This is a genomic window from Aquipseudomonas guryensis, from assembly GCF_014164785.1.
Lineage (GTDB): Bacteria > Pseudomonadota > Gammaproteobacteria > Pseudomonadales > Pseudomonadaceae > Aquipseudomonas > Aquipseudomonas guryensis.
The window spans coordinates 67,023-91,717 of sequence record NZ_JACJFN010000005.1 but is presented as its reverse complement, the minus strand read 5'-3'; the positions used below and the strand labels follow the sequence as shown (position 1 = coordinate 91,717).

General features: G+C 60.6%; 28 protein-coding genes. 19 read left to right on the top strand and 9 right to left on the bottom strand.

Annotated elements, in window-relative coordinates; all coding sequences use genetic code 11:
- Nucleotides 1–12 precede the first annotated feature (12 nt).
- Nucleotides 13–951, bottom strand: a complete 939-nt coding sequence (ygfZ, locus tag H3H45_RS18020) for a CAF17-like 4Fe-4S cluster assembly/insertion protein YgfZ (protein WP_182835087.1) — start codon at nucleotides 949–951, stop codon at nucleotides 13–15.
- 119 nt (nucleotides 952–1,070) lie between these two features.
- Here ygfZ and H3H45_RS18015 point away from each other — a divergent pair, with 119 nt between their 5' ends.
- On the top strand, nucleotides 1,071–1,325 hold the full coding sequence (locus tag H3H45_RS18015; protein ID WP_173208435.1) for an FAD assembly factor SdhE: 255 nt from the start codon (nucleotides 1,071–1,073) through the stop codon (nucleotides 1,323–1,325).
- Nucleotides 1,309–1,761 carry a protein YgfX gene (locus H3H45_RS18010; RefSeq protein WP_182835086.1) on the top strand — a complete coding sequence of 151 codons (453 nt, stop codon included), beginning with the start codon at nucleotides 1,309–1,311 and terminating at the stop codon, nucleotides 1,759–1,761. Before H3H45_RS18015 ends, H3H45_RS18010 begins: the two co-directional genes overlap by 17 nt.
- On the opposite strand, the gene nadB is transcribed toward H3H45_RS18010, so the two are convergent.
- Nucleotides 1,730–3,346, bottom strand: coding sequence for an L-aspartate oxidase (nadB, locus tag H3H45_RS18005; RefSeq protein ID WP_182835085.1), 1,617 nt, complete (start codon nucleotides 3,344–3,346; stop codon nucleotides 1,730–1,732). The two genes, H3H45_RS18010 and nadB, sit on opposite strands and share 32 nt — an antisense overlap.
- A gap of 346 nt (nucleotides 3,347–3,692) precedes the next feature.
- On the opposite strand from nadB, the gene rpoE reads away from it, so the two are divergent.
- From rpoE to pdxJ, 12 genes are all read left to right on the top strand, one after another.
- The gene (rpoE, locus tag H3H45_RS18000) at nucleotides 3,693–4,274 is read left to right on the top strand and encodes an RNA polymerase sigma factor RpoE (protein WP_182835084.1); all 582 of its coding nucleotides are present in this window, start codon (nucleotides 3,693–3,695) and stop codon (nucleotides 4,272–4,274) included.
- 31 nt (nucleotides 4,275–4,305) lie between these two features.
- Nucleotides 4,306–4,896, top strand: a complete 591-nt coding sequence (locus H3H45_RS17995) for an RseA family anti-sigma factor (RefSeq protein WP_182835083.1) — start codon at nucleotides 4,306–4,308, stop codon at nucleotides 4,894–4,896.
- Between the two features lie 8 nt (nucleotides 4,897–4,904).
- Complete coding sequence (locus tag H3H45_RS17990; protein WP_182835082.1) at nucleotides 4,905–5,852, top strand: MucB/RseB C-terminal domain-containing protein; 948 nt, start codon at nucleotides 4,905–4,907, stop codon at nucleotides 5,850–5,852.
- Entirely contained in the window at nucleotides 5,849–6,295 is a 447-nt protein-coding gene (locus tag H3H45_RS17985) for a SoxR reducing system RseC family protein (RefSeq protein ID WP_182835081.1), read from the top strand. The genes H3H45_RS17990 and H3H45_RS17985 overlap by 4 nt, the downstream gene beginning before the upstream one ends.
- Before the next feature lie 35 nt (nucleotides 6,296–6,330).
- A complete protein-coding gene (locus tag H3H45_RS17980; protein WP_182835080.1) occupies nucleotides 6,331–7,752 on the top strand; it encodes a DegQ family serine endoprotease in 1,422 nt (473 codons plus the stop codon).
- A gap of 151 nt (nucleotides 7,753–7,903) precedes the next feature.
- Nucleotides 7,904–9,703 (top strand): translation elongation factor 4, encoded by a 1,800-nt coding sequence (lepA, locus tag H3H45_RS17975; protein WP_182835079.1) that lies wholly within the window; start codon nucleotides 7,904–7,906, stop codon nucleotides 9,701–9,703.
- A 5-nt stretch (nucleotides 9,704–9,708) separates the two neighbouring features.
- The gene (gene lepB / locus H3H45_RS17970) at nucleotides 9,709–10,563 is read left to right on the top strand and encodes a signal peptidase I (RefSeq protein ID WP_182835078.1); all 855 of its coding nucleotides are present in this window, start codon (nucleotides 9,709–9,711) and stop codon (nucleotides 10,561–10,563) included.
- Nucleotides 10,564–10,666: 103 nt separating this feature from the next.
- Nucleotides 10,667–11,044 carry a DUF4845 domain-containing protein gene (locus H3H45_RS17965; protein ID WP_182835077.1) on the top strand — a complete coding sequence of 126 codons (378 nt, stop codon included), beginning with the start codon at nucleotides 10,667–10,669 and terminating at the stop codon, nucleotides 11,042–11,044.
- Nucleotides 11,041–11,730 (top strand): ribonuclease III, encoded by a 690-nt coding sequence (gene rnc, locus H3H45_RS17960; RefSeq protein ID WP_182835076.1) that lies wholly within the window; start codon nucleotides 11,041–11,043, stop codon nucleotides 11,728–11,730. Before H3H45_RS17965 ends, rnc begins: the two co-directional genes overlap by 4 nt.
- On the top strand, nucleotides 11,723–12,625 hold the full coding sequence (gene era, locus H3H45_RS17955) for a GTPase Era (RefSeq protein WP_182835075.1): 903 nt from the start codon (nucleotides 11,723–11,725) through the stop codon (nucleotides 12,623–12,625). The genes rnc and era overlap by 8 nt, the downstream gene beginning before the upstream one ends.
- Nucleotides 12,626–12,628: 3 nt before the next feature.
- Complete coding sequence (gene recO, locus H3H45_RS17950) at nucleotides 12,629–13,327, top strand: DNA repair protein RecO (protein ID WP_182835074.1); 699 nt, start codon at nucleotides 12,629–12,631, stop codon at nucleotides 13,325–13,327.
- The gene (gene pdxJ / locus H3H45_RS17945) at nucleotides 13,320–14,066 is read left to right on the top strand and encodes a pyridoxine 5'-phosphate synthase (protein WP_173208400.1); all 747 of its coding nucleotides are present in this window, start codon (nucleotides 13,320–13,322) and stop codon (nucleotides 14,064–14,066) included. The genes recO and pdxJ overlap by 8 nt, the downstream gene beginning before the upstream one ends.
- 3 nt (nucleotides 14,067–14,069) lie before the next feature.
- Here pdxJ and H3H45_RS17940 read toward each other — a convergent pair whose 3' ends face one another.
- From H3H45_RS17940 to H3H45_RS17915, 6 genes are all read right to left on the bottom strand, one after another.
- The gene (locus H3H45_RS17940; RefSeq protein ID WP_182835073.1) at nucleotides 14,070–14,822 is read right to left on the bottom strand and encodes a substrate-binding periplasmic protein; all 753 of its coding nucleotides are present in this window, start codon (nucleotides 14,820–14,822) and stop codon (nucleotides 14,070–14,072) included.
- A gap of 99 nt (nucleotides 14,823–14,921) precedes the next feature.
- Nucleotides 14,922–15,476, bottom strand: coding sequence for a magnesium transporter (locus H3H45_RS17935; protein WP_182835072.1), 555 nt, complete (start codon nucleotides 15,474–15,476; stop codon nucleotides 14,922–14,924).
- An 81-nt stretch (nucleotides 15,477–15,557) separates the two neighbouring features.
- Nucleotides 15,558–16,586: a GGDEF domain-containing protein gene (locus H3H45_RS17930; protein WP_182835071.1), complete on the bottom strand. Its 1,029-nt coding sequence runs from the start codon at nucleotides 16,584–16,586 to the stop codon at nucleotides 15,558–15,560.
- 167 nt (nucleotides 16,587–16,753) lie between these two features.
- Entirely contained in the window at nucleotides 16,754–16,933 is a 180-nt protein-coding gene (locus tag H3H45_RS17925; protein ID WP_173208388.1) for a hypothetical protein, read from the bottom strand.
- Nucleotides 16,934–17,038: 105 nt separating this feature from the next.
- A complete protein-coding gene (locus H3H45_RS17920; protein WP_160490324.1) occupies nucleotides 17,039–17,248 on the bottom strand; it encodes a cold-shock protein in 210 nt (69 codons plus the stop codon).
- Nucleotides 17,249–17,478: 230 nt separating this feature from the next.
- Entirely contained in the window at nucleotides 17,479–18,183 is a 705-nt protein-coding gene (locus tag H3H45_RS17915) for an endonuclease (RefSeq protein WP_182835070.1), read from the bottom strand.
- Between the two features lie 138 nt (nucleotides 18,184–18,321).
- Between H3H45_RS17915 and H3H45_RS17910 the strand changes: the two genes are divergently transcribed.
- From H3H45_RS17910 to H3H45_RS17890, 5 genes are all read left to right on the top strand, one after another.
- On the top strand, nucleotides 18,322–18,657 hold the full coding sequence (locus H3H45_RS17910; RefSeq protein WP_182835069.1) for a hypothetical protein: 336 nt from the start codon (nucleotides 18,322–18,324) through the stop codon (nucleotides 18,655–18,657).
- A 132-nt stretch (nucleotides 18,658–18,789) separates the two neighbouring features.
- The gene (locus H3H45_RS17905; RefSeq protein WP_182835068.1) at nucleotides 18,790–19,581 is read left to right on the top strand and encodes a PP2C family protein-serine/threonine phosphatase; all 792 of its coding nucleotides are present in this window, start codon (nucleotides 18,790–18,792) and stop codon (nucleotides 19,579–19,581) included.
- A 20-nt stretch (nucleotides 19,582–19,601) separates the two neighbouring features.
- The gene (locus tag H3H45_RS17900) at nucleotides 19,602–21,290 is read left to right on the top strand and encodes a serine/threonine-protein kinase (RefSeq protein WP_182835067.1); all 1,689 of its coding nucleotides are present in this window, start codon (nucleotides 19,602–19,604) and stop codon (nucleotides 21,288–21,290) included.
- A gap of 25 nt (nucleotides 21,291–21,315) precedes the next feature.
- Nucleotides 21,316–22,164, top strand: coding sequence for an FHA domain-containing protein (locus H3H45_RS17895; protein ID WP_182835066.1), 849 nt, complete (start codon nucleotides 21,316–21,318; stop codon nucleotides 22,162–22,164).
- Between the two features lie 117 nt (nucleotides 22,165–22,281).
- On the top strand, nucleotides 22,282–23,595 hold the full coding sequence (locus H3H45_RS17890) for a phospholipase C/P1 nuclease family protein (protein ID WP_182835065.1): 1,314 nt from the start codon (nucleotides 22,282–22,284) through the stop codon (nucleotides 23,593–23,595).
- Between the two features lie 12 nt (nucleotides 23,596–23,607).
- Here the strand turns inward: H3H45_RS17890 and H3H45_RS17885 are convergent, their stop codons facing one another.
- Nucleotides 23,608–24,522, bottom strand: a complete 915-nt coding sequence (locus H3H45_RS17885) for a substrate-binding periplasmic protein (RefSeq protein WP_182835064.1) — start codon at nucleotides 24,520–24,522, stop codon at nucleotides 23,608–23,610.
- Nucleotides 24,523–24,695: the final 173 nt, after the last annotated feature.

The following is a 24,695-nucleotide window of genomic DNA, read 5'->3' as shown; positions in this document are numbered from 1 at the left end:
TCAGTTTTCTGCTTAGCGCTGGATTTCTCGGTCGCTGTCCAGCTCGTAGGGCAGTTCCAGTAGGTGCAGCAGGGGGCCTTCGAGGCTGTCGAGGTGGATGCGGCCATCGCTGGCGGCATCTTCCTGCAGCACGGCCAGCACTTCGCTGCCACTGGCGGCCTGTGCAGCCAACACGATTTCACCGACGCTGGAACCATGTACCGGCGAGAACAGCGCCGCGCCTACGGCGGGTGGTGCGGCGTCCAGGCTCAGGCGATAGAGACGGCGCTTGAGCTTGCCGAGGTACTGCATGCGCGCGACGATTTCCTGGCCGGTGTAGCAGCCTTTCTTGAAACTCACGCCGCCCAGGGCCTGCAGGTTGATCATCTGCGGGATCAGCTGCTCGCGGGTGGCACCGAAGACCTGGCCGATGCCGGCGCGGATCTGGCCCAGCAGCCAGTCGTTCAGTGGCACTTCGCGCAGTTGCGTGGCCAGGCGCTTGTGCAGGGTTTCGGCTTCGCTGGCCGGCGCCCAGAGTTCGGTGCGGCCATCGCTCAGGCGCACTGCCAGCAGGCGATTGTGGCGCGCTACCGTGTTCGCCGTCTGCGGCAGATCCAGGCCGAGGCTGACCAGTGCGCCGTCACCGCCGCTGAGGCCGTAGCGTACCCAGGCGGCAGATTCGTCGCTGAGGGTGGATTTGGAGAAAGCTGCATACTTTTTCAGTTCGGCGAGCTGGGTGTCGAGCAGTTCGCTGGCCATCGCCAGTAGGTAGCCGTCGCCTTCGGCAACAATGCGGAAACTCGACAGCATGCGGCCCTTGGGCGTGCAGCGGGCGCCGAGGCTGCTGGTATGCGGGTCGAGGTAGTTGAGGTTGCAGGTGACCTGGCCCTGGAGGAATTTACTGGCATCTACGCCGCGCACGGCGAGCAGGGCTTCATGGGTCAGGGTGCAGAAGAAAGCTGAGTCGGCCATTGGCTGTCGCAGTAAGGAAAGTCCGGGGCGTCATCATAGAGCCCGCTCGGCAGCTTGTCAGCGGGTGCCGAGTGAGGCGCCGCTCGCTATACTGCGCACCTTCTCACAGGAGCCGCTGTATGGCCGATTCTACTGAACTGAACCGACTCTTCTGGCACAGCCGTCGCGGCATGCTGGAGCTGGATGTATTGCTGGTGCCCTTCGTCAGGGAGGTCTATGCGACGCTGGATGCCGAGGATCAGGCGCGCTACCGCAAGTTGCTGGAGTGCGAGGATCAGGACATGTTCGGCTGGTTCATGCAGCGCGACGAGCCGGAAGACGCCGACCTGCGGCGCATGGTTCGCATGATCCTGGATCGTGTCCAGCCCAAGTAACAGCTTCGAATGCCACTGGCAGGCTTCGCGCCTGCTGCTGGCGGCCTATGTGCTGGCGCAATGCCTGGCATGGGTGACGCTGTTGCTGCTTGATGTGCCGTTCTGGCTGCTTTGTCTCTGTGCTTTGGCTTGCTTGGGGCATGCCGCCTGGGTGGTGCCGCGCCAGGTGCTGCTGCGTCATCCGCAGGCGTTTACCGGTTTGCGCCGGGACGAGGATGGCTGGCAGCTATGGAATCAGGCGCAGGGCTGGCAGGCGGTGCAGTTGCGGCCGGATAGCCTGACCTTGCCGCAGCTGGTGATCCTGCGCTTCCGTCTGGCCGGTGAGTGGCGGGTGCGCGGCTTGTGCATTCCGCGCGACGGTCTGGCCCGCGAGGTGCATCGGCGCCTGCGGGTGCGGCTGAAGTTCAGTCGGCGAAGGTGGGCGGCGCCAGAATAGTATCGTGCGCTTCAGGCAACTGCTGCGGGTAGTCGAGGGTGTAATGCAAACCGCGGCTCTCATGGCGGCGCATGGCTGACTCGATCATCAGCTCGGCGACCAGTGCCAGGTTGCGCAGTTCGATCAGGTCACGGCTGACCTTGTAGTTGCTGTAGAACTCGTCGATCTCGCTGAGCAGCAGGCGCACGCGGTGCTGGGCCCGTTGCAGGCGCTTGTTGGTGCGCACGATGCCGACGTAGTCCCACATAAATCGCCGCAGTTCGTCCCAGTTGTGCGCAATGATCACGTCTTCGTCCGAGTCGGTCACCTGGCTGGCGTCCCAGGTCGGCAGCTCGCCTGGCATGTTCACGCTATCCAGTTGCGCAACGATATCGGCCGCGGCCGAACGGGCGTAGACGAAGCATTCCAATAGCGAGTTGCTGGCCAGGCGGTTGGCGCCATGCAGGCCGGTGAAGCTGGTTTCGCCAATCGCGTACAGGCCGGGCACGTCGGTATGGCCACTGCTATCGATCACTACGCCGCCGCAGGTGTAGTGCGCCGCCGGTACTACCGGGATCGGCTGGCGGGTGATGTCGATACCGAATTGCAGGCAGCGCTCATAGACGGTAGGGAAGTGCGTCTTGATGAAGTCTGCCGGCTTGTGGCTGATGTCCAGATAAACGCAGTCAATGCCCAGGCGCTTCATTTCATGGTCGATGGCGCGGGCGACGATGTCGCGCGGGGCCAGCTCTTCGCGCGGGTCGAAGCGCGCCATGAAGCGCTCGCCGTTAGGCAGTTTGAGCTGGGCGCCTTCGCCGCGCAGGGCTTCGGTGATCAGGAAGTTTTTGGCCTGCGGGTGGTACAGGCAGGTCGGATGAAACTGGTTGAATTCCAGGTTGCCAACCCGGCAGCCCGCGCGCCAGGCCATGGCGATGCCATCGCCACAGGCGCCGTCGGCGTTGCTGGTGTAAAGGTAGACCTTGGCCGCGCCGCCGGTGGCGAGGATAACGAAGCGCGCGTGGAAGGTGTCGACCTCGCCAGTGTGGCGGTTCAGGACATAGGCGCCGAGGCAGCGCTGGCCGCTGCGGCCGAGTTTGCGCTCGGTAATCAGGTCGACTGCTACGCGCTGCTCCAATAGTTCGACATTGGGGCGTTGGCGGGCCTGTTGCAGCAGGGTGTTGAAGATGGCTGCACCGGTGGCGTCGGCGGCATGGATGATGCGCCGGTGGCTATGACCGCCTTCGCGCGTCAGGTGGAACTCGAATCCACCATCCTCGCGTTCGTGCTCATCACCACGGGTGAAGGGCACGCCTTGTTCGATCAGCCACTGGATGGCTTCGCGGCTGTGCTCGACGGTAAAACGCACGGCGTCCTCGCGGCACAGGCCGCCGCCAGCATTGAGGGTGTCGGCGACGTGGGATTCGATCGTGTCGGTGTCGTCCAGCACGGCGGCGACTCCGCCCTGGGCCCAGTAGGTCGAACCGTTGGCCAGGTCGCCCTTGCTCAACACGGCGACGCGCAAGTGCTGCGGTAGCGTCAGGGCCAGGGTCAGGCCGGCTGCGCCGCTGCCAATGATGAGGACGTCGTGCTGGTGGTGTTGGCTCATCTACTGCTGATTCCGCAAAAGGGCATCGCCTAGTATATAGAGGGGGTGACCGGCACAATAGCGCGCTTATGACAGACTAAGGCGCTCGGGAACTTTCTTAGACGTTCGGGTTCCATAGTCTGTCACCCGTGGTTCAAGGTGCCGGTCGCGCAGCATGGCTCTGTCGATCAGGTAGAAAATTTCCAGCAGCAGGGTCGTTGACTCTGCTGCATTGTTTCGTGCAGGTACTTTGCGTGCTGCAGGAAGCCAGTTTGGAGGGAGAACTTTTGCGCAGCGTCCGAGTCTATCTTGGCAGAGCGACTTGCTGGCAGACGCAGAACTCCTCCGAACTCCAAGAGGAGTATTCATGCTAACCCAGGAAGACGATCAGCAACTGGTCGAGCGGGTGCAGCGCGGCGACAAGCGGGCTTTCGATCTGTTGGTGCTCAAGTACCAGCACAAGATTCTTGGTCTGGTTGTGCGTTTCGTGCACGACAGCCATGAGGCCCAGGATGTTGCCCAGGAGGCCTTTATCAAGGCCTATCGCGCGCTCGCCAATTTTCGCGGTGACAGTGCGTTTTATACCTGGCTGTACCGGATCGCCATCAACACGGCGAAGAACTATCTGGTCTCGCGCGGTCGTCGGCCGCCAGACAGTGATGTGAGTGCCGAGGATGCCGAGTTCTATGAGGGCGACCACGCGCTCAAGGACAATGAGTCACCAGAGCGGTTACTGCTGCGGGATGAAATTGAAGCCACAGTGCATCGAACCATCCAGCTGCTGCCCGAGGATTTGCGTACGGCCCTGACCCTGCGCGAGTTTGACGGCTTGAGTTATGAGGACATTGCCAGCGTCATGCAGTGTCCGGTCGGCACCGTACGTTCGCGGATTTTCCGGGCGCGCGAGGCCATTGATAGAGCCCTGCAACCTTTGTTGCAGGACGCCTGAGACAGCGGCGACAGCCAAGAGAGGAACTGCCATGAATCGTGAAGCCCTGCAGGAATCGCTGTCCGCGGTAATGGATAACGAAGCGGACGAACTGGAGTTGCGTCGGGTGCTGGCTGCCAGCGAAGAACCCGAGCTGCGTGCCACCTGGTCGCGTTACCAGATTGCCCGTGCGGTGATGCACAAGGAGTTGCTGGAGCCGCGTCTGGATATCGCCGCTGCCGTCTCCGCTGCTCTGGCTGATGAAGCGCTGCCGGAAAAAGTAGCCAATAGTCGCTGGCGTGGTCTGGGGCGTCTAGCGGTTGCTGCGTCGGTGACTGTCGCCGTGCTGGCTGGCGTACGCTTCTACAATCAGGATGAGCTGAGTGGTGCTCAGCTGGCTCAGCAGGCCGCCCAGCCAAATCTGGTGATGCCACAGGTGCAAGGGCCGGCCGTATTGGCCGGTTACACCACCAGCAGTGAGCCTATGCCGCAGGGGCCGCAGCTGAATGTGCAGCAACCGACTTCTGGTTGGCATGAACAACGCCTGCCTGCCTATCTGCGCCAGCATGCCCAGCAGGCTGCCGCCAGTGGAACCGATTCGGTGCTGCCCTATGCGCGCGCCGCCAGCCTGGAAAACCGCTGAGGGGGATCATGCGCGCCTTTCCTCTGCTTGCTTTGCTTGGCAGTTGTCTTGCCTCTTCGGTTCATGCTGCCAATGCTCAGGATTGGCTGAGTCGCTTGGCTGAGTCCGAGGGACAGAGCTTTCACGGTTCTTTTGTTTATGAACGCAACGGTAGTTTTTCTACCCATGGCATCTGGCATCGGGTTGATGCAGCGGGTGAGGTGCGTGAGCGTCTGCTGCAGCTGGATGGCCCGGTACAAGAAGTGCTGCGGGTCGGTGGGCAGTCGGCCTGCGTGAGTGAAGGCTTGGCGGATCAGCTAAGTGATCTGCGCTTGTCGCCTCATGTTGTCGCGCCTAAGCGGCTTGCGGAACGCTATGAGTTGCGCGTAGCAGGGCGTTCTCGTGTGGCGGGGCGTGAAGCGGTCATATTGACCCTGATACCGCGGGATCAGCATCGGTATGCGGTCGAGCTGCATCTGGACGAAGCCAGTGCGCTGCCGCTCAAATCGCTACTGGTCAACGAAAAAGGCCAGTTGCTGGAACGTTTTCAGTTCATCGATCTGGATACTGAAACGGCCGTCTCGGATGAGCAGTTGCAGCCTGGCGACAGCTGTAAGTCAATCGATTCAGTGTCGCCTGGTAGCGCCTCTGTGCCGGCCTGGCGTGCGGCCTGGGTGCCGCCGGGTTTCCAGTTGCAGCAAGCCATGCAGCGCCGCAGTCCGGCTTCGACGGAACAGGTCACGTATCTGACCTATGACGATGGCCTGGCGCGTTTCTCGATATTTCTCGAACCCTTGCGGGGCGCCAAGGTTGAAGATGCGCGTAGTCAACTTGGCCCGACTGCCGTGGTCTCCCGGCGAATGAGTACGGTTGATGGCGATGTCATGGTGACGGTGGTCGGCGAGATTCCATTGGGGACTGCCGAGCGGGTCGCCTTGTCGATGCAGGCGCAAGCCGCCGAGAAGGTTGTGCAATGATCGAGGAGCCAGGGCGGGTCATAGCGCTGGAGGCTGGAGCCGTCTGGGTCGAGACCCTTCGTAAAAGCACGTGTTCCAGTTGCTCTGCCAATGCGGGTTGTGGGCAGGGGCTGATGAATAAGCTGGGCGTCGGTCGCAATCGTGGTCTGGTGCGTGCGCTTTCTGACCTGCAATTGCAGGTTGGTGATTCCGTTGTCATCGGGGTGCGCGAGGAGCTGCTGCTGCGGGGAGCGTTCCTGGTCTATCTCTTGCCGCTGGTGGGTTTGTTCACTTTTGCGCTATTTGCCCAGTGGCTGGGGTTGTCTGAGCCGTTGGTGATCTTGTTCGGCCTGGCTGGTTTGGTTTTGGCCTGGCTGGTGGTGCGTTGGCGTAGTCGGCGTACTGCCGGTGATCCAGCGCTACAGCCTGTGGTGGTGTGTGCCCTGCTGGTCGGAACTGTTTGAGTACTCGTTGTTTTTATGGATAGGAGTCGTAATCGATGCTTGGTCTGAAATCCTCTTTATCCGGAGTTTTTGCTCTCCTGCTGTGCGGGCAGGCTGCTTTCGCGCGTGCGGAGTTACCCGAGTTTACCGCGCTGGTCGAAGAGGCTTCCCCGGCAGTGGTGAACATCAGTACCCGGCAGAATGCACCACAGCGCAATGTCGCCATCCAGGGGCAGATCCCCGATCTGGAAGGTCTGCCACCCCAGTTTCGCGAGTTCTTCGAGCGCAATATTCCGCAGATGCCGCGCAATCCGGGGGGGCGTCAGCGCGAGGCGCAGTCGCTGGGCTCGGGCTTCATCATTTCCGCTGACGGCTATGTCCTGACCAATAATCATGTGGTGGCAGATGCCGATGAGATCATCGTGCGCCTGTCTGATCGCAGTGAACTCGAAGCCAAGCTGGTCGGGGCGGATCCGCGTACTGATGTGGCCTTGCTCAAGGTAGAGGGTAAGAACCTGCCGACAGTGCGCCTGGGGAAGTCGGATGACCTGAAGGTTGGGGCCTGGGTGCTGGCTATCGGCTCGCCTTTTGGTTTCGATCACTCGGTGACTGCGGGCATCGTCAGCGCCAAAGGGCGTAGCCTGCCAAACGAGAACTACGTGCCGTTCATTCAGACCGATGTGGCGATCAATCCAGGTAATTCGGGTGGTCCGCTGTTCAATCTGGATGGCGAGGTGGTGGGGATCAACTCGCAGATATTCACTCGCTCCGGTGGTTTCATGGGGCTGTCCTTTGCCATTCCGATCGATGTGGCCATGTCTGTGGCCGATCAGTTGAAGGCGGACGGCAAGGTCAGCCGCGGTTGGTTGGGAGTGGTGATTCAGGAGGTCAACAAGGACCTGGCCGAATCTTTCGGTCTGGAGAAGCCGGCGGGCGCGCTGGTGGCCCAGGTGCTGGAGAATGGTCCTGCAGCCAAAGGTGGCCTGCAGGTGGGGGATGTGATTCTCAGCATGAACGATCAGCCGATCATCATGTCTGCCGATCTGCCGCATCTGGTTGGTGGTCTCAAGCCGGGTAGCAAGGCCGAGCTGGAAGTGGTGCGCGAAGGTGAGCGCAAGACCCTGCAGATGAGTGTGGGGGTGTTGCCGGAAGAGGGTGATGAAGTTGCTATCGATGCCGACGCGGGCGTCGAGCGCAGCAGTAATCGCCTGGGTGTTTCGGTGGTCGAGCTGACGGTCGAACAGAAAAAGGCCCTGGATGTGCGTGGGGGCGTGGTGATCAAGGAAGTGCTGGGCGGCCCAGCAGCTCTGATCGGCCTGCGTCCCGGTGATGTGATCACTCATTTGAACAATCAGGCGATTGACTCTGCCAAAACCTTCACCCAGGTGGCCAAGGAGTTGCCAAGCAATCGCTCGGTTTCCATGCGTGTCTTGCGTCAGGGGCGAGCCAGTTTCATTACCTTCAAACTTGCGGAGTAGGGCGGTTTGATGGGCATAAAGGGCAGTTTCTACTGCCCTTTTTTGTGTCTGCCTATCGGTGCGTGTGCGTGACGCCATGGTCATCGGTCAGGTAGAATGCTCGGCTATTTTCGGCGGGCAGCCTGCCTGCGGCTTTTTCGAGTGTTGATCCGTGAGTGACCTGAGTCATATCCGCAATTTCTCCATCATCGCCCACATCGACCACGGCAAGTCGACCCTGGCCGACCGCTTCATCCAGATGTGCGGTGGCCTCTCCGAGCGTGAAATGGAGGCCCAGGTGCTCGACTCCATGGATCTCGAGCGCGAGCGCGGAATTACCATCAAGGCCCACAGCGTCACGCTGCATTACAAGGCTCTCGACGGTAAAATCTATCAGCTGAATTTCATCGATACCCCTGGGCATGTCGACTTTACCTATGAGGTGAGTCGTTCCCTGGCTGCCTGTGAAGGTGCGTTGTTGGTGGTGGATGCTGGTCAGGGCGTGGAAGCCCAGTCGGTTGCCAACTGCTACACCGCCATCGAGCAAGGCCTGGAAGTCATGCCGGTGCTGAATAAGATGGACCTGCCGCAGGCCGATCCGGACAAGGTCAAGGAAGAGATCGAGAAAATCATTGGTATCGACGCTACCGACGCTGTGGCCTGCAGTGCCAAGAGCGGTATGGGCGTTGACGAGGTGCTTGAGCGCCTGGTGAAGACCATTCCGGCACCCACCGGCAACATCGAAGACCCGCTGCAAGCACTGATCATCGACTCCTGGTTCGACAACTACCTGGGTGTTGTGTCCCTGGTGCGTGTTCGCCATGGTTGCGTGAAGAAGGGTGACAAGATCCTGGTCAAGTCCACCGGCAAAATCCACCTGGTGGATAGTGTCGGCGTGTTTACCCCTAAACACACGCAAACCGCTGACCTGAAAGCAGGTGAAGTGGGCTTTATCATCGCCGGTATCAAGGACATCCACGGTGCGCCGGTGGGCGATACGTTGACCCTCAGCTCTACCCCTGATGTAGATGTGTTGCCAGGCTTCAAACGCATTCAGCCGCAGGTGTATGCCGGTCTGTTTCCAGTCAGTTCGGACGATTTCGAAAATTTCCGTGAAGCCCTGCAAAAGCTCACGCTGAACGATTCGTCGCTGCAATACCTGCCGGAAAGCTCGGACGCGCTGGGTTTTGGTTTCCGTTGCGGCTTCCTCGGCATGCTGCACATGGAGATCATTCAGGAGCGCCTGGAGCGCGAGTACGATCTGGATCTGATTACTACTGCGCCAACGGTAATCTTCGAGTTGTTGTTGAAGACCGGTGAGACCATCTACGTCGATAACCCGTCCAAACTGCCCGATCTATCGTCTGTTGAAGATATGCGCGAGCCGATTGTGCGCGCCAATATTCTCGTACCCCAGGAGCATCTGGGTAACGTCATCACCCTGTGTGTCGAGAAGCGCGGCGTACAACGCGACATGCTGTTCCTCGGCTCCCAGGTTCAGGTCAGCTACGATCTGCCGATGAACGAAGTGGTGTTGGACTTCTTCGATCGCCTTAAGTCCACCAGCCGTGGCTACGCTTCGCTGGACTACCATTTCGACCGCTATCAGTCGGCCAATCTGGTTAAGCTCGATGTTTTGATCAACGGCGACAAGGTCGATGCCCTGGCGCTGATCGTGCATCGCGACAATGCGCACTACAAAGGCCGTGCGTTGACCGAGAAAATGAAAGAGCTGATTCCACGGCAGATGTTCGATGTGGCCATTCAGGCTGCCATTGGTGGGCAGATCGTGGCACGAACAACGGTCAAGGCACTGCGCAAGAACGTATTGGCCAAGTGCTACGGTGGTGATGTCAGCCGTAAGAAAAAGCTGCTGGAAAAGCAGAAGGCCGGTAAAAAACGGATGAAGCAAGTGGGCAACGTGGAAATTCCACAAGAGGCCTTCCTTGCAGTGCTCAGGTTGGATAGCTAATCACTATGTCGTTCAATTTCCCTCTGATTCTGGTGATAGCCGTAGCAGTTTGCGGTGCGTTGGCTTTGCTTGATCTGCTGCTGCTGGCTCCACGTCGGCGCGCGGCGATTGCCACTTACGAGGGACAGGTCAGCGAGCCTGACGAGGTCGTGCTGCAGAGCCTGAACCGCGAGCCGTTGCTGGTCGAATACGGCAAGTCGTTCTTCCCGGTGCTGGCCATCGTGCTGGTACTGCGCTCTTTCTTGCTGGAGCCCTTCCAGATTCCGTCCGGCTCGATGAAGCCGACCCTGGAAATTGGTGACTTTATTCTGGTCAACAAGTTCGCCTACGGTATTCGCCTGCCGGTTATTGATAGCAAGGTGGTCGAGGTCGGTAATCCGCAGCGCGGCGATGTGATGGTGTTCCGTTACCCTAGCGATCCGAACATCAATTACATCAAGCGCGTCGTTGGGTTGCCGGGCGACCGTATTAGCTACAGCATGGACAAACGTCTGACTGTTAATGGTCAGCCAATTGCCGAGCAGTTCATCGGTGAAGAGCCCGGTAGCTTGGGCAGTGCTGCGCTATACAAGGAAAAGCTTGGCGAGGTCGAGCACCAGATACGCAAGGAGCTGCGTCGTAACCTGCGCATCCCTGGTGACGAGTGGGTGGTGCCGCAGGGGCACTACTTCATGATGGGTGACAATCGCGACAACTCCAACGACAGCCGCTATTGGAACGACAAGCATATTCCCAAGGAGTTGCTGGGCATGGTACCGGACCGCAATATTGTTGGTAAGGCCTTTGCTGTATGGCTGAGTTGGCCAGATCCGAAGCTGCGCAGTTTGCCGAATTTTTCTCGAGTGGGTTTGATTCGCTAGGCGTTTCAAACGGTGGCGGCTGGGCAAGTGGGCCGCCTCGGCTTATATATAGTGGTGTCTGCGGCTGCGGGCATTACAACAAAACTGACAATTGGGGGTAATCATGACATTTGCGCGTTCGCAGAAAGGCATGTCGTTTCTGAGCTGGATGGTGCTGCTGGCTGTTGTGGCATTTTTCGCCAGCATGGTGTTCAAGATGCTGCCGCATTATCTTGACTATATGTCGCTGGAAAAGATCATCACCTCTGTGGAAACCGATCAGAGTTTGGATATTCGTACCGTTAGCGATTTTTACGGTCATGTCATAAAAGGCATGGATATCAATGGTATTCGCGACGTAAAGCTGAAAGAAATTATGCAGGTCAAGATCGAGAACAGTGATTTTGTAGTGCACCTGAACTATGAGAAGCGCGAGCCGCTGATCCAGAATCTCGATCTGGTAGCCAAGTTCGAAAAAGAATTTCGTGTGCGAGCGCCGTGAGTGTTCCCTTAGCCCGTCTTGAGCGTCAGCTCGGTCATACCTTTCAGGACCAGGATCTTATGCTCCTGGCCCTTACCCACCGCAGTTTTGCCGGGCGCAACAATGAGCGCCTGGAGTTTCTCGGCGACGCCATCCTAAACTTCGTTGCGGGCGAGGCGTTGTTCGAGCGTTTCCCCCAGGCTCGCGAAGGCCAGTTGTCGCGTTTGCGCGCGCGCTTGGTGAAAGGCGAGACACTGGCCGTACTGGCGCGTGGTTTCGATCTAGGCGAGTACTTGCGCCTGGGTTCCGGTGAGTTGAAGAGTGGCGGTTTTCGCCGTGAGTCGATTCTTGCCGATGCCCTGGAGGCGCTGATTGGTGCCATCTACCTGGATGCAGGTATGGATGTGGCTCGTCAGCGTGTGCTGGGTTGGCTAAGCAACGAGCTGGACAGCCTGACTCTGGTCGACACCAACAAGGATCCGAAAACCCGCCTGCAGGAGTTTCTGCAGTCGCGGGGGACTGATCTGCCGCGCTATGACGTGGTGGATATCCAGGGCGAACCGCATTGCCGGACGTTCTTCGTCCAGTGCGAAGTTGCCTTATTGAATGACAAGACCCAGGGGCAGGGCGCCAGTCGGCGCATTGCTGAGCAGGTCGCCGCCGCTGCTGCCCTGGTGGCGCTGGGCGTGGAGAATGGCAATGACTGATGTACCTGTAACCCGCTGCGGCTATGTCGCCATTGTCGGTCGCCCGAACGTGGGCAAATCGACCCTGCTCAACCATATCCTCGGGCAGAAGCTGGCGATTACTTCGCGCAAGCCGCAGACCACTCGCCACAACATGCTCGGGATCAAGACCGAGGGCGAAGTACAGGCGATCTATGTCGATACCCCCGGCCTGCACAAAAACAGCGAAAAAGCGCTGAACCGCTACATGAACAAGACCGCCTCGGCGGCGTTGAAAGACGTCGATGTGGTGATTTTCGTGGTCGATCGTACCCGCTGGACTGACGAAGACCAGATGGTCCTCGAGCGTATCCAGTACGTCCAGGGCCCGGTGATTCTGGCGATCAACAAGACCGATCGTATCGAAGACAAGGTCGAGCTGATGCCGCACCTGGAGTGGCTGCAACAGCAACTGCCCAAGGCCGAGATCGTGCCGATTTCCGCGCAGCAGGGGCACAATCTCGACGCCCTGGAAAAGCTGGTGGCGGATTTCCTGCCGGAAGGTGAGCACTTCTTCCCGGAAGATCAGATCACCGACCGTTCCAGTCGCTTTCTGGCCGCTGAGCTGGTGCGCGAGAAGATCATGCGTCAGCTGGGTGCCGAGCTGCCTTACCAGATCACTGTGGAAATCGAAGAGTTCAAGCAGGAAGGTCGCATCCTGCATATCCATGCATTGATCCTGGTCGAGCGCGACGGCCAGAAGAAAATCATCATTGGCGACAAGGGTGAGCGCATCAAACGCATTGGCCAGGAGGCGCGCAAGGACATGGAGGTGCTGTTCGACTCCAAGGTCATGCTCAACCTCTGGGTCAAGGTCAAAGGTGGCTGGTCCGACGATGAGCGGGCGCTGCGTTCGCTGGGCTACAACGACATCTAAGCCATGCAGGCCAGCGCGCAACCGGCCTATGTTCTGCACAGCCGTGCCTACCGCGAGAGCAGCGCGCTGGTCGATCTGCTCACCCCGCAAGGACGCTTGCGTGCCGTGTTACGCGGCGCGCGCGGCAAGGCCGGCACCTTAGCGCGGCCGTTCGTGCCGTTGGAGGTCGAACTCCGTGGGCGCGGTGAGCTGAAGAATGTGGCCCGTCTGGAAGCCGCCGGTGTCCCTAATCTGCTCAGTGGTGCCGCTTTGTTCAGCGGTATCTATTTGAATGAGCTGCTGATCCGCCTGCTGCCGGTAGAAGATCCACATCCCGCCTTGTTCGAGCACTATGCCCTGACGCTGCAGGCCCTGGCGGTTAATCCACCGCTGGAGCCCTTGCTGCGCGCTTTCGAGTGGCGCCTGCTGGACGAGTTGGGCTATGGTTTTGCCCTCGATCACGACCTGTCCGGCTTGCCGATTACGCCTGTCGGCCTATATCGCCTGCAGCCGGATGCTGGGCTGGAGCCCGTCTCGCAGCTGCAGCCTGGCCTGTTCCAGGGGGCTGATCTGCTGGCCATGGCCCAGGCTGACTGGAGCTCGCCGGGGGCGCTGGCAGCCGCCAAGCGCCTGATGCGTCAGGCTTTGGCTCCGCATCTGGGTGGCCGGCCGCTGGTCAGCCGCGAACTCTTTATGAACCTCAAGGAACCTGCCCGTGACTGAAGCCAATCGCATTCTTCTCGGTGTGAATATCGACCATGTCGCCACCCTGCGTCAGGCGCGTGGAACCCGTTACCCGGACCCGGTGAAAGCCGCCTTGGATGCGGAAGAGGCAGGGGCCGATGGCATTACCGTGCACCTGCGTGAAGACCGTCGGCATATCCAGGAGCGCGACGTGCGCCTGCTCAAGGAGGTGCTGCAGACGCGGATGAACTTCGAGATGGGCGTGACCGATTTCATGCTCGACTTCGCCGAAAGCATCCGCCCCGAACATGTCTGCCTGGTCCCGGAAACGCGTCAGGAACTGACCACCGAAGGCGGCCTGGAAGTGGCTGGGCAGGAGGCGCGCATTCGCGCAGCAGTTGAGCGTCTGAGCAAGCTCGGTTGCGAGGTGTCGCTGTTCATCGATGCCGACGAGAAGCAGATCGAGGCGGCGCGTCGCGTCGGGGCGCCGGCGATCGAATTGCATACCGGCCGTTACGCCGATGCTCATACGCCCGCCGAAGCGGCGCGTGAACTGGCCCGCATCCGTGATGGCGTGGCGTGTGGCTTGGCCCATGGGCTGATTGTCAATGCCGGGCATGGCTTGCATTACCACAACGTCGAGCCGGTGGCGGCGATTGCCGGGGTGCACGAGTTGAATATCGGTCATGCGATCGTTGCCCATGCTCTGTTTGTCGGTTTCAAGGGGGCGGTCGCGGAGATGAAGCAGCTGATTCTGGCTGCAGCCGGGCGCGGCTAAGCACTACTCGACTGTGAGGCTGCGGTGGGCCTGTAGGATTCGCTGGTACTCACCGTTTGCCATCAGTTGCTGCAGACCACGGTTGAAATCGTCGATCAGTTGAGTTGCGCGCGGATGATTGCGCGGCACGATGAAGTGCAGGCTGTGTTTGCTGACCACGGCCTGTGAGCTGTCGAATTGACCTGGATCGAGTCCCGATAAGTGAATGGCCTGCTGCCCCAGCAGGCTGTCGGCAACAAAGAAGTCATCACGCCCCAGGGCCAGCAGCTTGGCGCAGGTCAGCAGGTCTGGTGGCTCATGGCGCTGTAGCTGGTTTTGCTCCAGCAGTGGCTTGAGTGCGGCAGGTGGCAGCCAGCCGAGCGGATAGCACAGGCGCTTGCCGATAAAGTGCTGCAGGTTATCCGGTTCGAGCATCATCCCGCGGCGCGTGAAGACTCGCTGAGTGACCTCGTAAAGTGGTTCCGAGTAAAGAAACTCCGCCTCGCGCTCTGCCGATTTCAGGTAGGGGTAGGTGGCGTCATAGCTGCCTTTCAACGTGGCGTGATAGCCGCGCTTCCAGGGTTGCCAGGCCAGGCTCGGCTGGTAGCCAGAACTGCTCAGGGCCGCGAACACCACTTCGCTGAGCATCCCGCCATTGGGCAGGGCGCTGCCTGCATAAGGGGCGTAGTCTTCGCCGCTGACCAGGCGCAAAGGCGAGGCCAGGATCAGGTTGCTGAACAGTACACCGGCAAGTAACAGTGCCCGCTTTAAACTCATGCGGCGATGGCATCCTGTCTGGTCTGTTGAATGTATTGATTGTCGCGGTACTTGGAGAGAGGGGGGCGAGTATCGACTCGCCCCCTCATGGTGTGCCTTTCAGATCAGTTTGCGGAACTGGTTCCAGTGATGTTGCAGGGCAATCGCCCAGTCCGGTGATGCGCTGCCAGTGCCCGCCAGCTCAAGCCGCGGATGGTGGGCGACTATCTGGTTCAGGAGGGGCTCCTGCGCGGGTTTCACGTCGACGAAGAACAAGTGCTTGCCTTCGTGCAGCTTGTCGGCAAAGCGCTGGAATGCGCTATTGGGCTTTTGCAGGCCAAACAGGCTGCCTTCCCATACGCTGAAACCAAGCAATACCACTGCCAGGAAAACAAAGGGTATCCAGCCTGCCGGAGTCTCAGCCCAGCCATTAAGCCAGGCCAGCAGTACTACCAGTGCTGCCAGGGCAAGGCCGATCAGGCTGCCGATCTTGCCGGCGTGGACGATATCCTGCTTCATGACCGAGGACACATCGTGTAGATGGTGCTGTTCGACGTCAGCATCCTTGTCGCTGAGGACGTGGATTTGCTCGGTGCTGATGCCGCTGGCTTCCAGCTCGTTTTCGAGCGTCTCCAGTTCATCGAGATTGTCACTGATGTAGTAATGCCGATTCATGGCACACCTCCCATCTTGCGGTTAGCGGGCCCCCGTCTGTTTGGCGCTAATGCTGCGGCCTTTCCTGAGTGTAGTCTGTGCTCAGGACGTGGGAGCGGGGCTGCCGAGCGGCACTGCTACTGGTTCGTCGATGAAGTAACGATCGCGCCCGGCGCTTTTCGCCTGATACAGGCATTGGTCGGCGCGTTGCAGCCAGCTTTCCTGGCTTTCATCCGCCCGCAGGATGGCGCCGCCGATGGACACTGTTACCATCCCGCCCGGGCCCTGCAGGGCGTTGCGTACCTGCAGCAGCAGATTATTGGCCGCGGCTTGCAGGCCTTCCAGCTGGGTATCGGGCAGCAGAAGCAGGAATTCTTCACCGCCGAAGCGGAACAGGCGATCCTCCTTGCGCGAGCAGTGCTTGATCAGTTCTACGAAATCAATCAGCACCAGGTCGCCGGCCTGGTGGCCAAAGCGGTCGTTGATCTGTTTGAAATGATCCAGGTCCATGGCCAGTACGCCGTAGCTGGTGCCATGGCGGCGCTTGCTGGAAACGGCGATTTTCATCTCTTCATCCATGGCCCGGCGATTGCGCGCACCGGTCAGCGGGTCACGGATGGCCAGTACCTGCAGCTGGTCGCGCTGGCTGCGGGTGCGGTAGGCGAAGATGAAGGTCATGATGCCGGCGGTGACATTGGTGACCAGGAAAGAGACCATCTGATAGTCGCTTTCGAACACGCTGCCGGGCACCCATAACGCATAGCCGACCAGGCTGCCGAGAATGAGCAGGGTGGCGGCAATGGCTTTGCCGGGAGAAACCATGAAGAAGTTGAAGAGGATCAGCGGATAGATCCAGAACAGCCCGTTGACGCCCAGGTCGATGGCGATCAGGGTCGCACCGACGGAGAAAATGCTGGCCAGGTAGATGCCGGGTTTTACCGTGTCCCCGGTACGCCAGGCATAGAGCACTGCCAGGATGGTGGAAAGCACAATGATCGAGTCGGCGATGCCAACCAGATAGTTGCCATGGGTCAGGCGATAAATTGCATAGGGGGTAATGCCCAATACGCCGATCAGCCCCATCAAGGTGATGATGGATAGCTGAAAATCCTTCCTGAGTCGCTTGAACATCAGCGAGAGTCCCTGGCCTTTGGCGCTTCTTATCGTTCTTGTGCTGACAAGAATGCAGAGCTTTGCCGAGGCGGGCAAGAGTGATCTTGGGCAAGATGCCAGTATTTCCGCCAAAGTGCCGAAAGGTTCGGAGTCAACGGTGGCGGCTGGCGATGTGGCGGCGGGTGTTACTTCTTGCTGATGGTGATATGCCGGCTGGGGGTAAGCGATTGACCGCTGACACCTTTGGCAATCTGCTGGATTTCACCGCCAGACTTGAGGAAGGCTGCGACCTGGGCTTCGATGGATTCGTGGGTTTCCACGGCCGGTTGCGGTTTGGGTTTCTGGCTGGATCCTTTGACTCGCATGGTGGCTCCCTCTTCAGGAAATCTATGGCGCACGGTGAGCGCGGGTAAAAATGGCAGGGATAAAAAAACCGGCCCGTGGGCCGGTTTTCGTGACGCGTCGAGTAATTAGATTACTTGAACGTCGTCAGCCTGCATGCCTTTCTGGCCTTTCACAGCCACGAAGGAGACCTTTTGGCCTTCCTGCAGGCTTTTGAAGCCAGCGCTCTGGATCGAGCGGTAGTGCACAAACAGATCAGCGCCGCTTTCCGGGGTGATGAAGCCGAAGCCTTTTTCATCGTTGAACCACTTGACGGTGCCAGTTTGACGTTCGGACATGGGATGTCTCCTTGAACAAAGTGAACATGACACTGGAACAGCCCAGGCCATGACTGAGTGCAAAGAGTAAAGAAACCGATGGAAGGTTGGATCGAGATCTAAACAAGTCGATTTGCGGTGACACATGCAACACAGTCCGATCACCCTACAGGGGAAAGTGCCAATCGCCAAATGATTTCTTATTTAATTCGCTAAGCGGCACGTTTGCTTACAGGCTTTGCGCGCTTGTTTTAGCTGCCTTTTTTCGGACAAAGGCGCATATCCACGGGGCCGACATGGGGATTGCTCCAGCCCATCACACAGGCAAGTTGCTGGTTGCGCTGGCGCTCCCAAGCCTGCACCGGGTAATGCTTGTGCCAGGCGCTGAAGAGTTGCCGCTCCTGTTTCGACAGGCGCAGGCCATAGCGTTCGCTCATGTAGAAATAGGTGCGTGCAATCATGCCGCGAACCTTGGTTCTGGGCATGGCCTTGCGTGCCTTGAAATCCACCACCATCGGGCAGCTGCCGTACTGGCTAGGTTGCTGCGGCAGCCAGGCATAGCTGTAGTTGCTGCGATCGGCATTGATCTCGCCGATGCTCGGCACCAGATTGAACAAGTCCGCTTCGGCGCTTCGGTAGGCCTTGTCCTGGCTGGCGCAGTGCTTTCTGCCACCTTGTTGCCAGCAGCGGCGCTGATGGCCGATGACCCAGGCCGGGACTATGTGCTCCCACTCGATGCGCGCGGCGCGCCGGGCATTGGTACGCGGTACATAGCCGCAACTGTTCAAGTCGACCGACTTGCCGGTATAGCGGCAGCCACAATAGAACTCCACGGACTGCTGGGCATAGAGTTTCCAGGCGATTTTCTTGGCTTCGGCAAAGGTGCGGGGCGGAGCAGCGAGGTTGGCGGCCGAGCAGACCAGGGCGAGCAGAGCAACGAGGTAGCGCAAGGGCATGAATACGGCATCCCTGAAAAGCGCCGCATCATACGGGCCCGGCGCCTTTTGCCAAGGCTGGCAAAGAGCTGGCCACTCTCGCCAACGGTGCTAATCGGCGTAGCATCCTAGGCTGGGTTTGAGAGGAAGGGGTTGCCAATGCACATCATGCAAATAGGGCTACTGGGCATGGCCATGGCGGCTGTACCAGCGCTGGCCGCCGAGCCGGTTAGCCGTCAGATTCAGAGTGTACCCATCGAGTACGTCAGTCCTGGTGCCTCCGGCAGTATCAGCTCGTCCAGCAGCAGTCAGAGTTATGACGTCTATGGCGGCTATGCCGTACCCAGTGAAAGTGGCAGCACGCAGCGTCATGCCTATGGCAGTTCTGGCGTGCAGCAGAACGGCGGCATTCGGCAGAGCATCAAGTACCCCGGCGGTCTTGAGGTGCAGCGTTATCCGGGGCAGAACAATTACGAGGTACAGCGTCAGCAGTGAAACGTGGGTGTTGCCACGTTGCCGATATCGACTGCTTAACACTTCCCGGGGAAACTTCCGCGCAGGGCTGACAGCCGCGGGTGGTGGCCGCATCATGCCGCTCACGTGTAGTAACGAGATGATCCACTAGCCATGTCCATTACGCTCATCGAGCAGTCCCTGGTGTTCGCGGCGCAGAGCGTTGCCGGCCAGGTGCGTGCGCACAACGAAGATGCGGTGCTGTGTTGCCCCGAGCTGGGGCTGTGGGCGGTTGCCGATGGCATGGGTGGCCATCAGTCCGGTGAAGTGGCCAGCGCTTTGGCCTTGCAGACCCTGCGCGAAGTGATTGGCACCGGTGGCGATCTGCTGACGGCCGCGCAGACCGCCAATGCCGCCATCATTCAGGCCGGGCAGGCTGCCGGTGGTCGGCGCATGGGCACCACCCTGGTCGCGCTGCAGGTTGCCGGCGGCGAATTCGAGCTGGCTTGGGTCGGTGACAGCCGCGCCTATCGGGTCAGCGCCGCAGGTATTGAGCAGTTGAGCCGCGACCATAGCTGGGTGCAGCTGATGATCGATGCCGGCGAGATGAGCGTGGAAGAGGCTCGCCAGCATCCGCGGCGCAATATCGTCATCCAGTGCCTGGGGCAGACAGAGCAGGAATTGGAAGTCGGCCTGCTGCGCGGCACCCTGGCCGCCGGCGAGTTGCTGCTGCTGTGCAGTGACGGCCTGACCGGCGAGCTCAGCGATGATCAGATCCAACACCTGTGCGCCGAGGCGGAAACCCTCGATGCATTGGTCGAACAGTTGATAGGGCTGGCCAACCAGCTTGGCGGCAAGGACAATATCAGCTGCATCGTACTTGGCCTCAGCGCCCCGGAATCGCCGGTGATCGCCGCCAGACCGCGTAACTTTCTCAGCAGATGGCTGAACTCACGTAAGTCCTGACCACTTCGATACGACACCTCATGAGCGACAATTTGCTTGAGATACCCGGCTACCGTGTGCACGGCCAGTTGGGCAAGGGCGGTATGGCCGAGGTCTACCTGGCCACCCAAGAATCATTGCACCGCAAGGTGGCGATCAAGGTATTGCTGAGTGCCGATGACGAGGCGTTCAGTGTGCGCTTCGTCAAGGAGGCGCACATAGTCGCCTCGCTCAACCATCCCTCGATCATCACCATCTATGACATCGACCGCCTGGCCGATGGCCGTTATTACCTGGCGATGGAGTATGTCGCCGGAGGTGATCTGGCCCAGCACAAAGGTGAGGTGTTCGCCGCCGAACGCGCCTTGGCCATCGTCCGCCAGATCGCCAGTGGCCTGGCCGTGGTCCACGACAAGGGCCTGGTACACCGCGATGTGAAGCCGGCCAATATCCTCTTTCGCAGTGACGACACGGCCGTGCTCACCGATTTCGGGGTGGCCAAGGATCTTGATATCGACAGCGAGCTGACCCATTTCGGCATCGCCGTCGGCAGCCCCGCCTACAGCAGCCCGGAACAGGCCCAGTGCCAGCCGCTGGATGCGCGCAGCGACATCTACAGCCTGGGGGTGATCCTGTTGGAGATGCTCACCGGCACCAACCCCTACCGTGGCGGCAACTACACCCAGACCGTGGTCAACCATGTGCAAATGGAGCTGCCACCGCTGCCCGAAGCGCTGGGCGCCTTCCGCGAGTTGCTGGCGCGCATGCTGGCGAAGAACCCGGCCGAGCGCTTCGCCGACTGCCGCGCCTTGCTGGTTGCGCTGGACGAGGTGGAGCTGAGCGACCTAGAACAGACCCAGTTACGTCCGGCGCTGTCGTTGGCTGCTGAGCCAACTGCAGTGCCTGTGCTACCGAACAAGCGCCGCTCGGCCATGCCGCTGCTGATGGGGCTCAGCGTCTTGGTGCTGATCGCTACCCTGACGTTTGCCGGTCTCTACATCAAACAACGCCAGCAGCTCGAAGCCTTACTGGTGCAGGCTGAGCAGCGCTTCGCCAGTGGCCAACTGGTCGAGCCGGAGCAGGACAGCGCCACCCATTATTTCCAGCAGATGCTGCTGCTCGATGCCGACAACGAGGAAGCGCTGGCTGGTCTACAACGGATCAAGGTAAGCCGTATCAATGCATTCCTTACTCAGGGCGAGCAGCGTCTGCGTGAAGGCCTGCTGATGGAGCCGGCGCAGGACAGTGCTGACTTCTACTTTCGCCAGGCCCTGGCCCTGGATGAGCAGCACGCCGCCACCCTGGAGGCGCTGCAGCGCCTGCTTGATGCGCGGATTTCCGGGTTTCTCGAGCGGGCCGAACAGAGTATTGCCGACAAGCGCCTGCTGCTGCCGGAAGAGGACAGCGCGGTCTACTACTACCAGCAGATTCTCGGCTGGGCACCTGGCAACGAGCAGGCCCTGGCGGGGTTGAATCGAGTCGCCATGCTCTACCGCGACCTGGCCAATGCGTCTTACCGGCGCAGCGATTTCCCCGCCGCGCTGGCCATGATCGAGCGTGGCCTGCAGGTCGAGCCGCAGAACCCCGAGCTGTTGAAAATGCGTGACGAACATCAGCAACTGCTCAGCTCGGCCCGTGCGGCACAGAGCCGTGCCCGCGCCAGCGAGGCCGCGCGCGAGGAGCGCAGCAACCCGATCAAGCGCGCCTGGAACAACCTTTTTGGTGAGTGATCGCCACTTCGACAGGATTTAGACGATGCTCAAACTGCATTTCAAGGACAGTCGCCAAGCCCCGATCTGGTTGGTCGAGGAGCGCTTCACCCTGGGTCAGGACCGGCGCAACAACCTGGTGCTGGGCGATGTCGGGATTGCGGCGTTCCATGCCGAAATCCGCCAGGAGAATGGCCTCTATTTCATCAGCGATTGCGACAGCGAGAGCGGTACCTTCGTCAACGAGGAGCGCATTGCCAGCCGCTACCAGTTGCGTGCCGACGATTGCCTGCGCCTCGGCGAAGTCGAGCTGCAGCTCACCGACCCGGCCAAGGCCAAGCCGCGCAACGAGGCCAGTCAGCGCTGGTTCCTGCAGGTGCTCAAGGGCGAGAACGAAGGCAAGAAGTACCACGTCAACGGCTCAATGACCTTCGGCCGCTCGGTGAAGTGCGAACTGTGTTTCAGCGATGCCGAGCTGTCGCGCCGGCACTGCGAATTCTTCCTCAAGGACGACGTGCTCGAGGTCAAGGACCTGGCCTCGGCCAATGGCCTGTTCGTCAATGGTGCGAAGGCCAATACCGCGGTGTTGCAGCCTGGTGACCAGGTGCGCATGGGCTCGGTGCTGTTGCTGGTGATCGGGCCCAAGGTCGAGGTGCAGCAGGCCGAAGACGAAGACGCTACGCTGTTCATGCGCGCGGTCGATCTGCCCAAGCCGAGCACCGCGAAGCCGGCTGCCACGGCACCAACGGCAAGCGCCAACCCGTTGCGCGCGGCGGCCCAGGCTGCGCCGACTCCGGCAGCTGCCGCGCCGGCTGGCCCCGCACCGCTGCGGCTGGCCCTGTTGGGCGCAGGTGTGCTGCTGGTGCTCGGTATGGCAGCCGCATTGCTGCTGTAGGGCCCGGGCGTGGCGTGGCCGAATCGGTGTGCGCGGCTGTCGCTCTGTGTCCGTGTCGGCGTCAGGTGCCGCGGTTAGTCTTGCTGACTTTCGGCCCTGCGCGTATTGGGAGTGAGAGTGAAACCGTCCGTTCTGTTGCCCTGTGTCTGGCTGCTGGCGTGCCTGCCATTGACCGCCCAGGCCTGGTCCAATCATGCCCTGGGCAGCCTGCTGGCGCTGCGCGATCTGCCCGAGCTGGCCGGCGAGGTGCAGGTTGAGCCGCTGGAGGTTTTCCTTACCGAGCAGGCGCCGGCCATCGAGCGTTTGCTCGATGGGCAGGAAGCCTTTGCCCGTGAGCATTTTCCCGCCTATCCGCCGCGTCCGGATGCCCTGCGTTGGCGTGCCGAAGGCTTGCAGGCGCCGCGTGCAGCCTTTATCCAGGCGTTGCGCATCAACCCCGAGGTGCGCCTGGCCAGCTTTGTCCAGCAGCTACCGGGGCAGGATGCGGGTAACCGACGCAGCCTGAACAGCGCCGAGGTGCTGGTGTTCCACAAGGTCGGCCCGTGGAGCAACTGGCGCTACCTGGCCCTGCAGCCCGGCGAAGCGGTCAGCGCCCTGCAGGTGCTGGCCAGTGCCGCCGACGAGCCCGACTACGGCCACGATATCAACCTGTTCAGCGATAATCCGGGTGAGGCAGGCCAGCGCTACAACTTCGGCACGCAGCCATTCGGCGATGCGCGCTTCGAGTATTCCTCGCAGGCGCCGTTTCATATTGGCTACTACCACGAGTCCAGCCTGATCTTCGCCGCCGCGCCTTACCTGCAGCGCACCCTGCCGCACTGGCGCATCTACCAGTACAGTGGCCTGGCGCGGCTGGCTTTTGCCAGCGGGCATCCCTACTGGGGCTACCGTTTCCTCGGCTGGGCCCTGCATTACCTGCAGGACCTGACCCAGCCCTACCATGCCAGCGTGCTGCCAGGCGTGGATGCCAGCGGCATGCTGCTGATTGCGGCCAAGGCCGAGGCCGGTTACCCGGAGGACCGCGAGGCAGCGATCAAGCGTGTGGCGGATCGGCATACGGCCATCGAGCAATACCAGTTCGATCGGATGCAGTTGCTGATGCATGACGGCCCTGCAGACCATCCCTTGCTCACCGCCTACGGCGATACCCGCCAGGATGCCCGCTACCCGGCCTTCGGTCCGGATTATGCCGCCCAGGTGGTCGCGGGCGAATCCCAGGCGCGGGCGGGCGAGCTGGATCAGTTGATCGGCCTGTGGCTGGCCAAGCGCACAGCAAACAAGGGGTTCAGCGAGAGCAATCGCCTGGCGCAGAGCGAGCCTGATCCAGCCATGGAGCAACTGTTGGTTGAGCTGTTCCGCAACTTCGGCGCCCATAGCCGCCAGGCGCTGCGGGCCAACTCTCCTGCAGTGCCTGCCGCCAAGCAGCCCTGAAGACGGCGGAGTCTACTGCTGTAGCGTTTGGCCGCCAGGCTGGCGCGCCAAGTCGGCGGGGCTGAACCACAGCTCGCGCTGCTGCAGCGGTGTAGCGCTGGGCAGCAGCGGGTTGTCCAGTTCGAGCACCCGGCGTTCGGCGAACTTCACCTGCTGCAGGTTAGCGCCATAGTGCTGCATGAACAGGCGGTCGAAGGAACCGTCGGCCAGCGCGAGCTGCATGCCTCTACGCACGCTATTGGCCAGCTCGGGGTTGTGCGGCGAGAAGAAGAAATACAGGGCAGTCGGGTAGTGCAGCAGCAGATGGCGATCGACCGTGATCGCCGCATCTGACCGGTGCCTGGCTTCGTCCCAGATCTCGATCACCGCACGCGGGAAGTAATCGAAACGCCCGGCATCGAGCATGCGGAACAGGCTGTCGTAGCTGGAGGTCACCACGACGGGCAAACCGTTGTGGCGCAGGATCGCGGTGTCTGGCCAGTCGTGACCCTGTCCGGCGCTGAGGGCCTGCAGATCGTCAAGCGAGCGCACCCGCCGCAGCAACTGTGCGCGGTCGGCACGCAGCAGGGCGATACGCCAGCCATACAGGCCCTTGTCGAGCGGAATGCGTACCGGCAGCAGGCGCCGTTCGCGCTCGATGCTGGTCATGCTCCAGACCACATCGACACTGCCACCTTCTTCCAGGCTCAGTAGCGCGCGTTCCTGTTCCATCGGCTGCTTCGATGGGCGTGGTTGCAGATGGCTGCCGACCTTGTTCAGAGCCAATTGCAATTGTGCCAGCGCGTACTCATGGCGGTACTCCTCACCGCTGGGCGCGCGCGGATAACGCAGCACGCCCAGGGCCTCGGCCTGGACAGTGCCGAGCAGTCCGCTTAGCAGGAAAGCCGTCAGCCACGGACCTATAGCGGGCTTGCGCCTTGCTCGCATCGATTGCAATCCTTTCAATCGGAACCGGAGCGGCAGCCGCTCCATTTTGGGGCGAGCATTATGCCAGCCCAGCTGGATCAGTGTGGCACCGGGTTCATGGGCATGATGGGGCATTCAGCGCGGGCTGATTGGCTGGCAGCAGCAGCGTCAGACGCTAGGCTGAGCGCATTCTC

Bases quoted from the DNA above. Each gene is read 5' to 3' on its own strand.
- ygfZ (WP_182835087.1), bottom strand. From the start codon at position 951: ATGGCCGACTCAGCTTTCTTCTGCACCCTGACCCATGAAGCCCTGCTC.
- H3H45_RS18015 (WP_173208435.1), top strand. From the start codon at position 1,071: ATGGCCGATTCTACTGAACTGAACCGACTCTTCTGGCACAGCCGTCGC.
- nadB (WP_182835085.1), bottom strand. From the start codon at position 3,346: ATGAGCCAACACCACCAGCACGACGTCCTCATCATTGGCAGCGGCGCA.
- rpoE (WP_182835084.1), top strand. From the start codon at position 3,693: ATGCTAACCCAGGAAGACGATCAGCAACTGGTCGAGCGGGTGCAGCGC.
- H3H45_RS17995 (WP_182835083.1), top strand. From the start codon at position 4,306: ATGAATCGTGAAGCCCTGCAGGAATCGCTGTCCGCGGTAATGGATAAC.
- H3H45_RS17990 (WP_182835082.1), top strand. From the start codon at position 4,905: ATGCGCGCCTTTCCTCTGCTTGCTTTGCTTGGCAGTTGTCTTGCCTCT.
- H3H45_RS17985 (WP_182835081.1), top strand. From the start codon at position 5,849: ATGATCGAGGAGCCAGGGCGGGTCATAGCGCTGGAGGCTGGAGCCGTC.
- H3H45_RS17980 (WP_182835080.1), top strand. From the start codon at position 6,331: ATGCTTGGTCTGAAATCCTCTTTATCCGGAGTTTTTGCTCTCCTGCTG.
- lepB (WP_182835078.1), top strand. From the start codon at position 9,709: ATGTCGTTCAATTTCCCTCTGATTCTGGTGATAGCCGTAGCAGTTTGC.
- H3H45_RS17965 (WP_182835077.1), top strand. From the start codon at position 10,667: ATGACATTTGCGCGTTCGCAGAAAGGCATGTCGTTTCTGAGCTGGATG.
- era (WP_182835075.1), top strand. From the start codon at position 11,723: ATGACTGATGTACCTGTAACCCGCTGCGGCTATGTCGCCATTGTCGGT.
- recO (WP_182835074.1), top strand. From the start codon at position 12,629: ATGCAGGCCAGCGCGCAACCGGCCTATGTTCTGCACAGCCGTGCCTAC.
- H3H45_RS17940 (WP_182835073.1), bottom strand. From the start codon at position 14,822: ATGAGTTTAAAGCGGGCACTGTTACTTGCCGGTGTACTGTTCAGCAAC.
- H3H45_RS17935 (WP_182835072.1), bottom strand. From the start codon at position 15,476: ATGAATCGGCATTACTACATCAGTGACAATCTCGATGAACTGGAGACG.
- H3H45_RS17930 (WP_182835071.1), bottom strand. From the start codon at position 16,586: ATGTTCAAGCGACTCAGGAAGGATTTTCAGCTATCCATCATCACCTTG.
- H3H45_RS17925 (WP_173208388.1), bottom strand. From the start codon at position 16,933: ATGCGAGTCAAAGGATCCAGCCAGAAACCCAAACCGCAACCGGCCGTG.
- H3H45_RS17920 (WP_160490324.1), bottom strand. From the start codon at position 17,248: ATGTCCGAACGTCAAACTGGCACCGTCAAGTGGTTCAACGATGAAAAA.
- H3H45_RS17915 (WP_182835070.1), bottom strand. From the start codon at position 18,183: ATGCCCTTGCGCTACCTCGTTGCTCTGCTCGCCCTGGTCTGCTCGGCC.
- H3H45_RS17910 (WP_182835069.1), top strand. From the start codon at position 18,322: ATGCACATCATGCAAATAGGGCTACTGGGCATGGCCATGGCGGCTGTA.
- H3H45_RS17905 (WP_182835068.1), top strand. From the start codon at position 18,790: ATGTCCATTACGCTCATCGAGCAGTCCCTGGTGTTCGCGGCGCAGAGC.
- H3H45_RS17900 (WP_182835067.1), top strand. From the start codon at position 19,602: ATGAGCGACAATTTGCTTGAGATACCCGGCTACCGTGTGCACGGCCAG.
- H3H45_RS17895 (WP_182835066.1), top strand. From the start codon at position 21,316: ATGCTCAAACTGCATTTCAAGGACAGTCGCCAAGCCCCGATCTGGTTG.
- H3H45_RS17885 (WP_182835064.1), bottom strand. From the start codon at position 24,522: ATGCGAGCAAGGCGCAAGCCCGCTATAGGTCCGTGGCTGACGGCTTTC.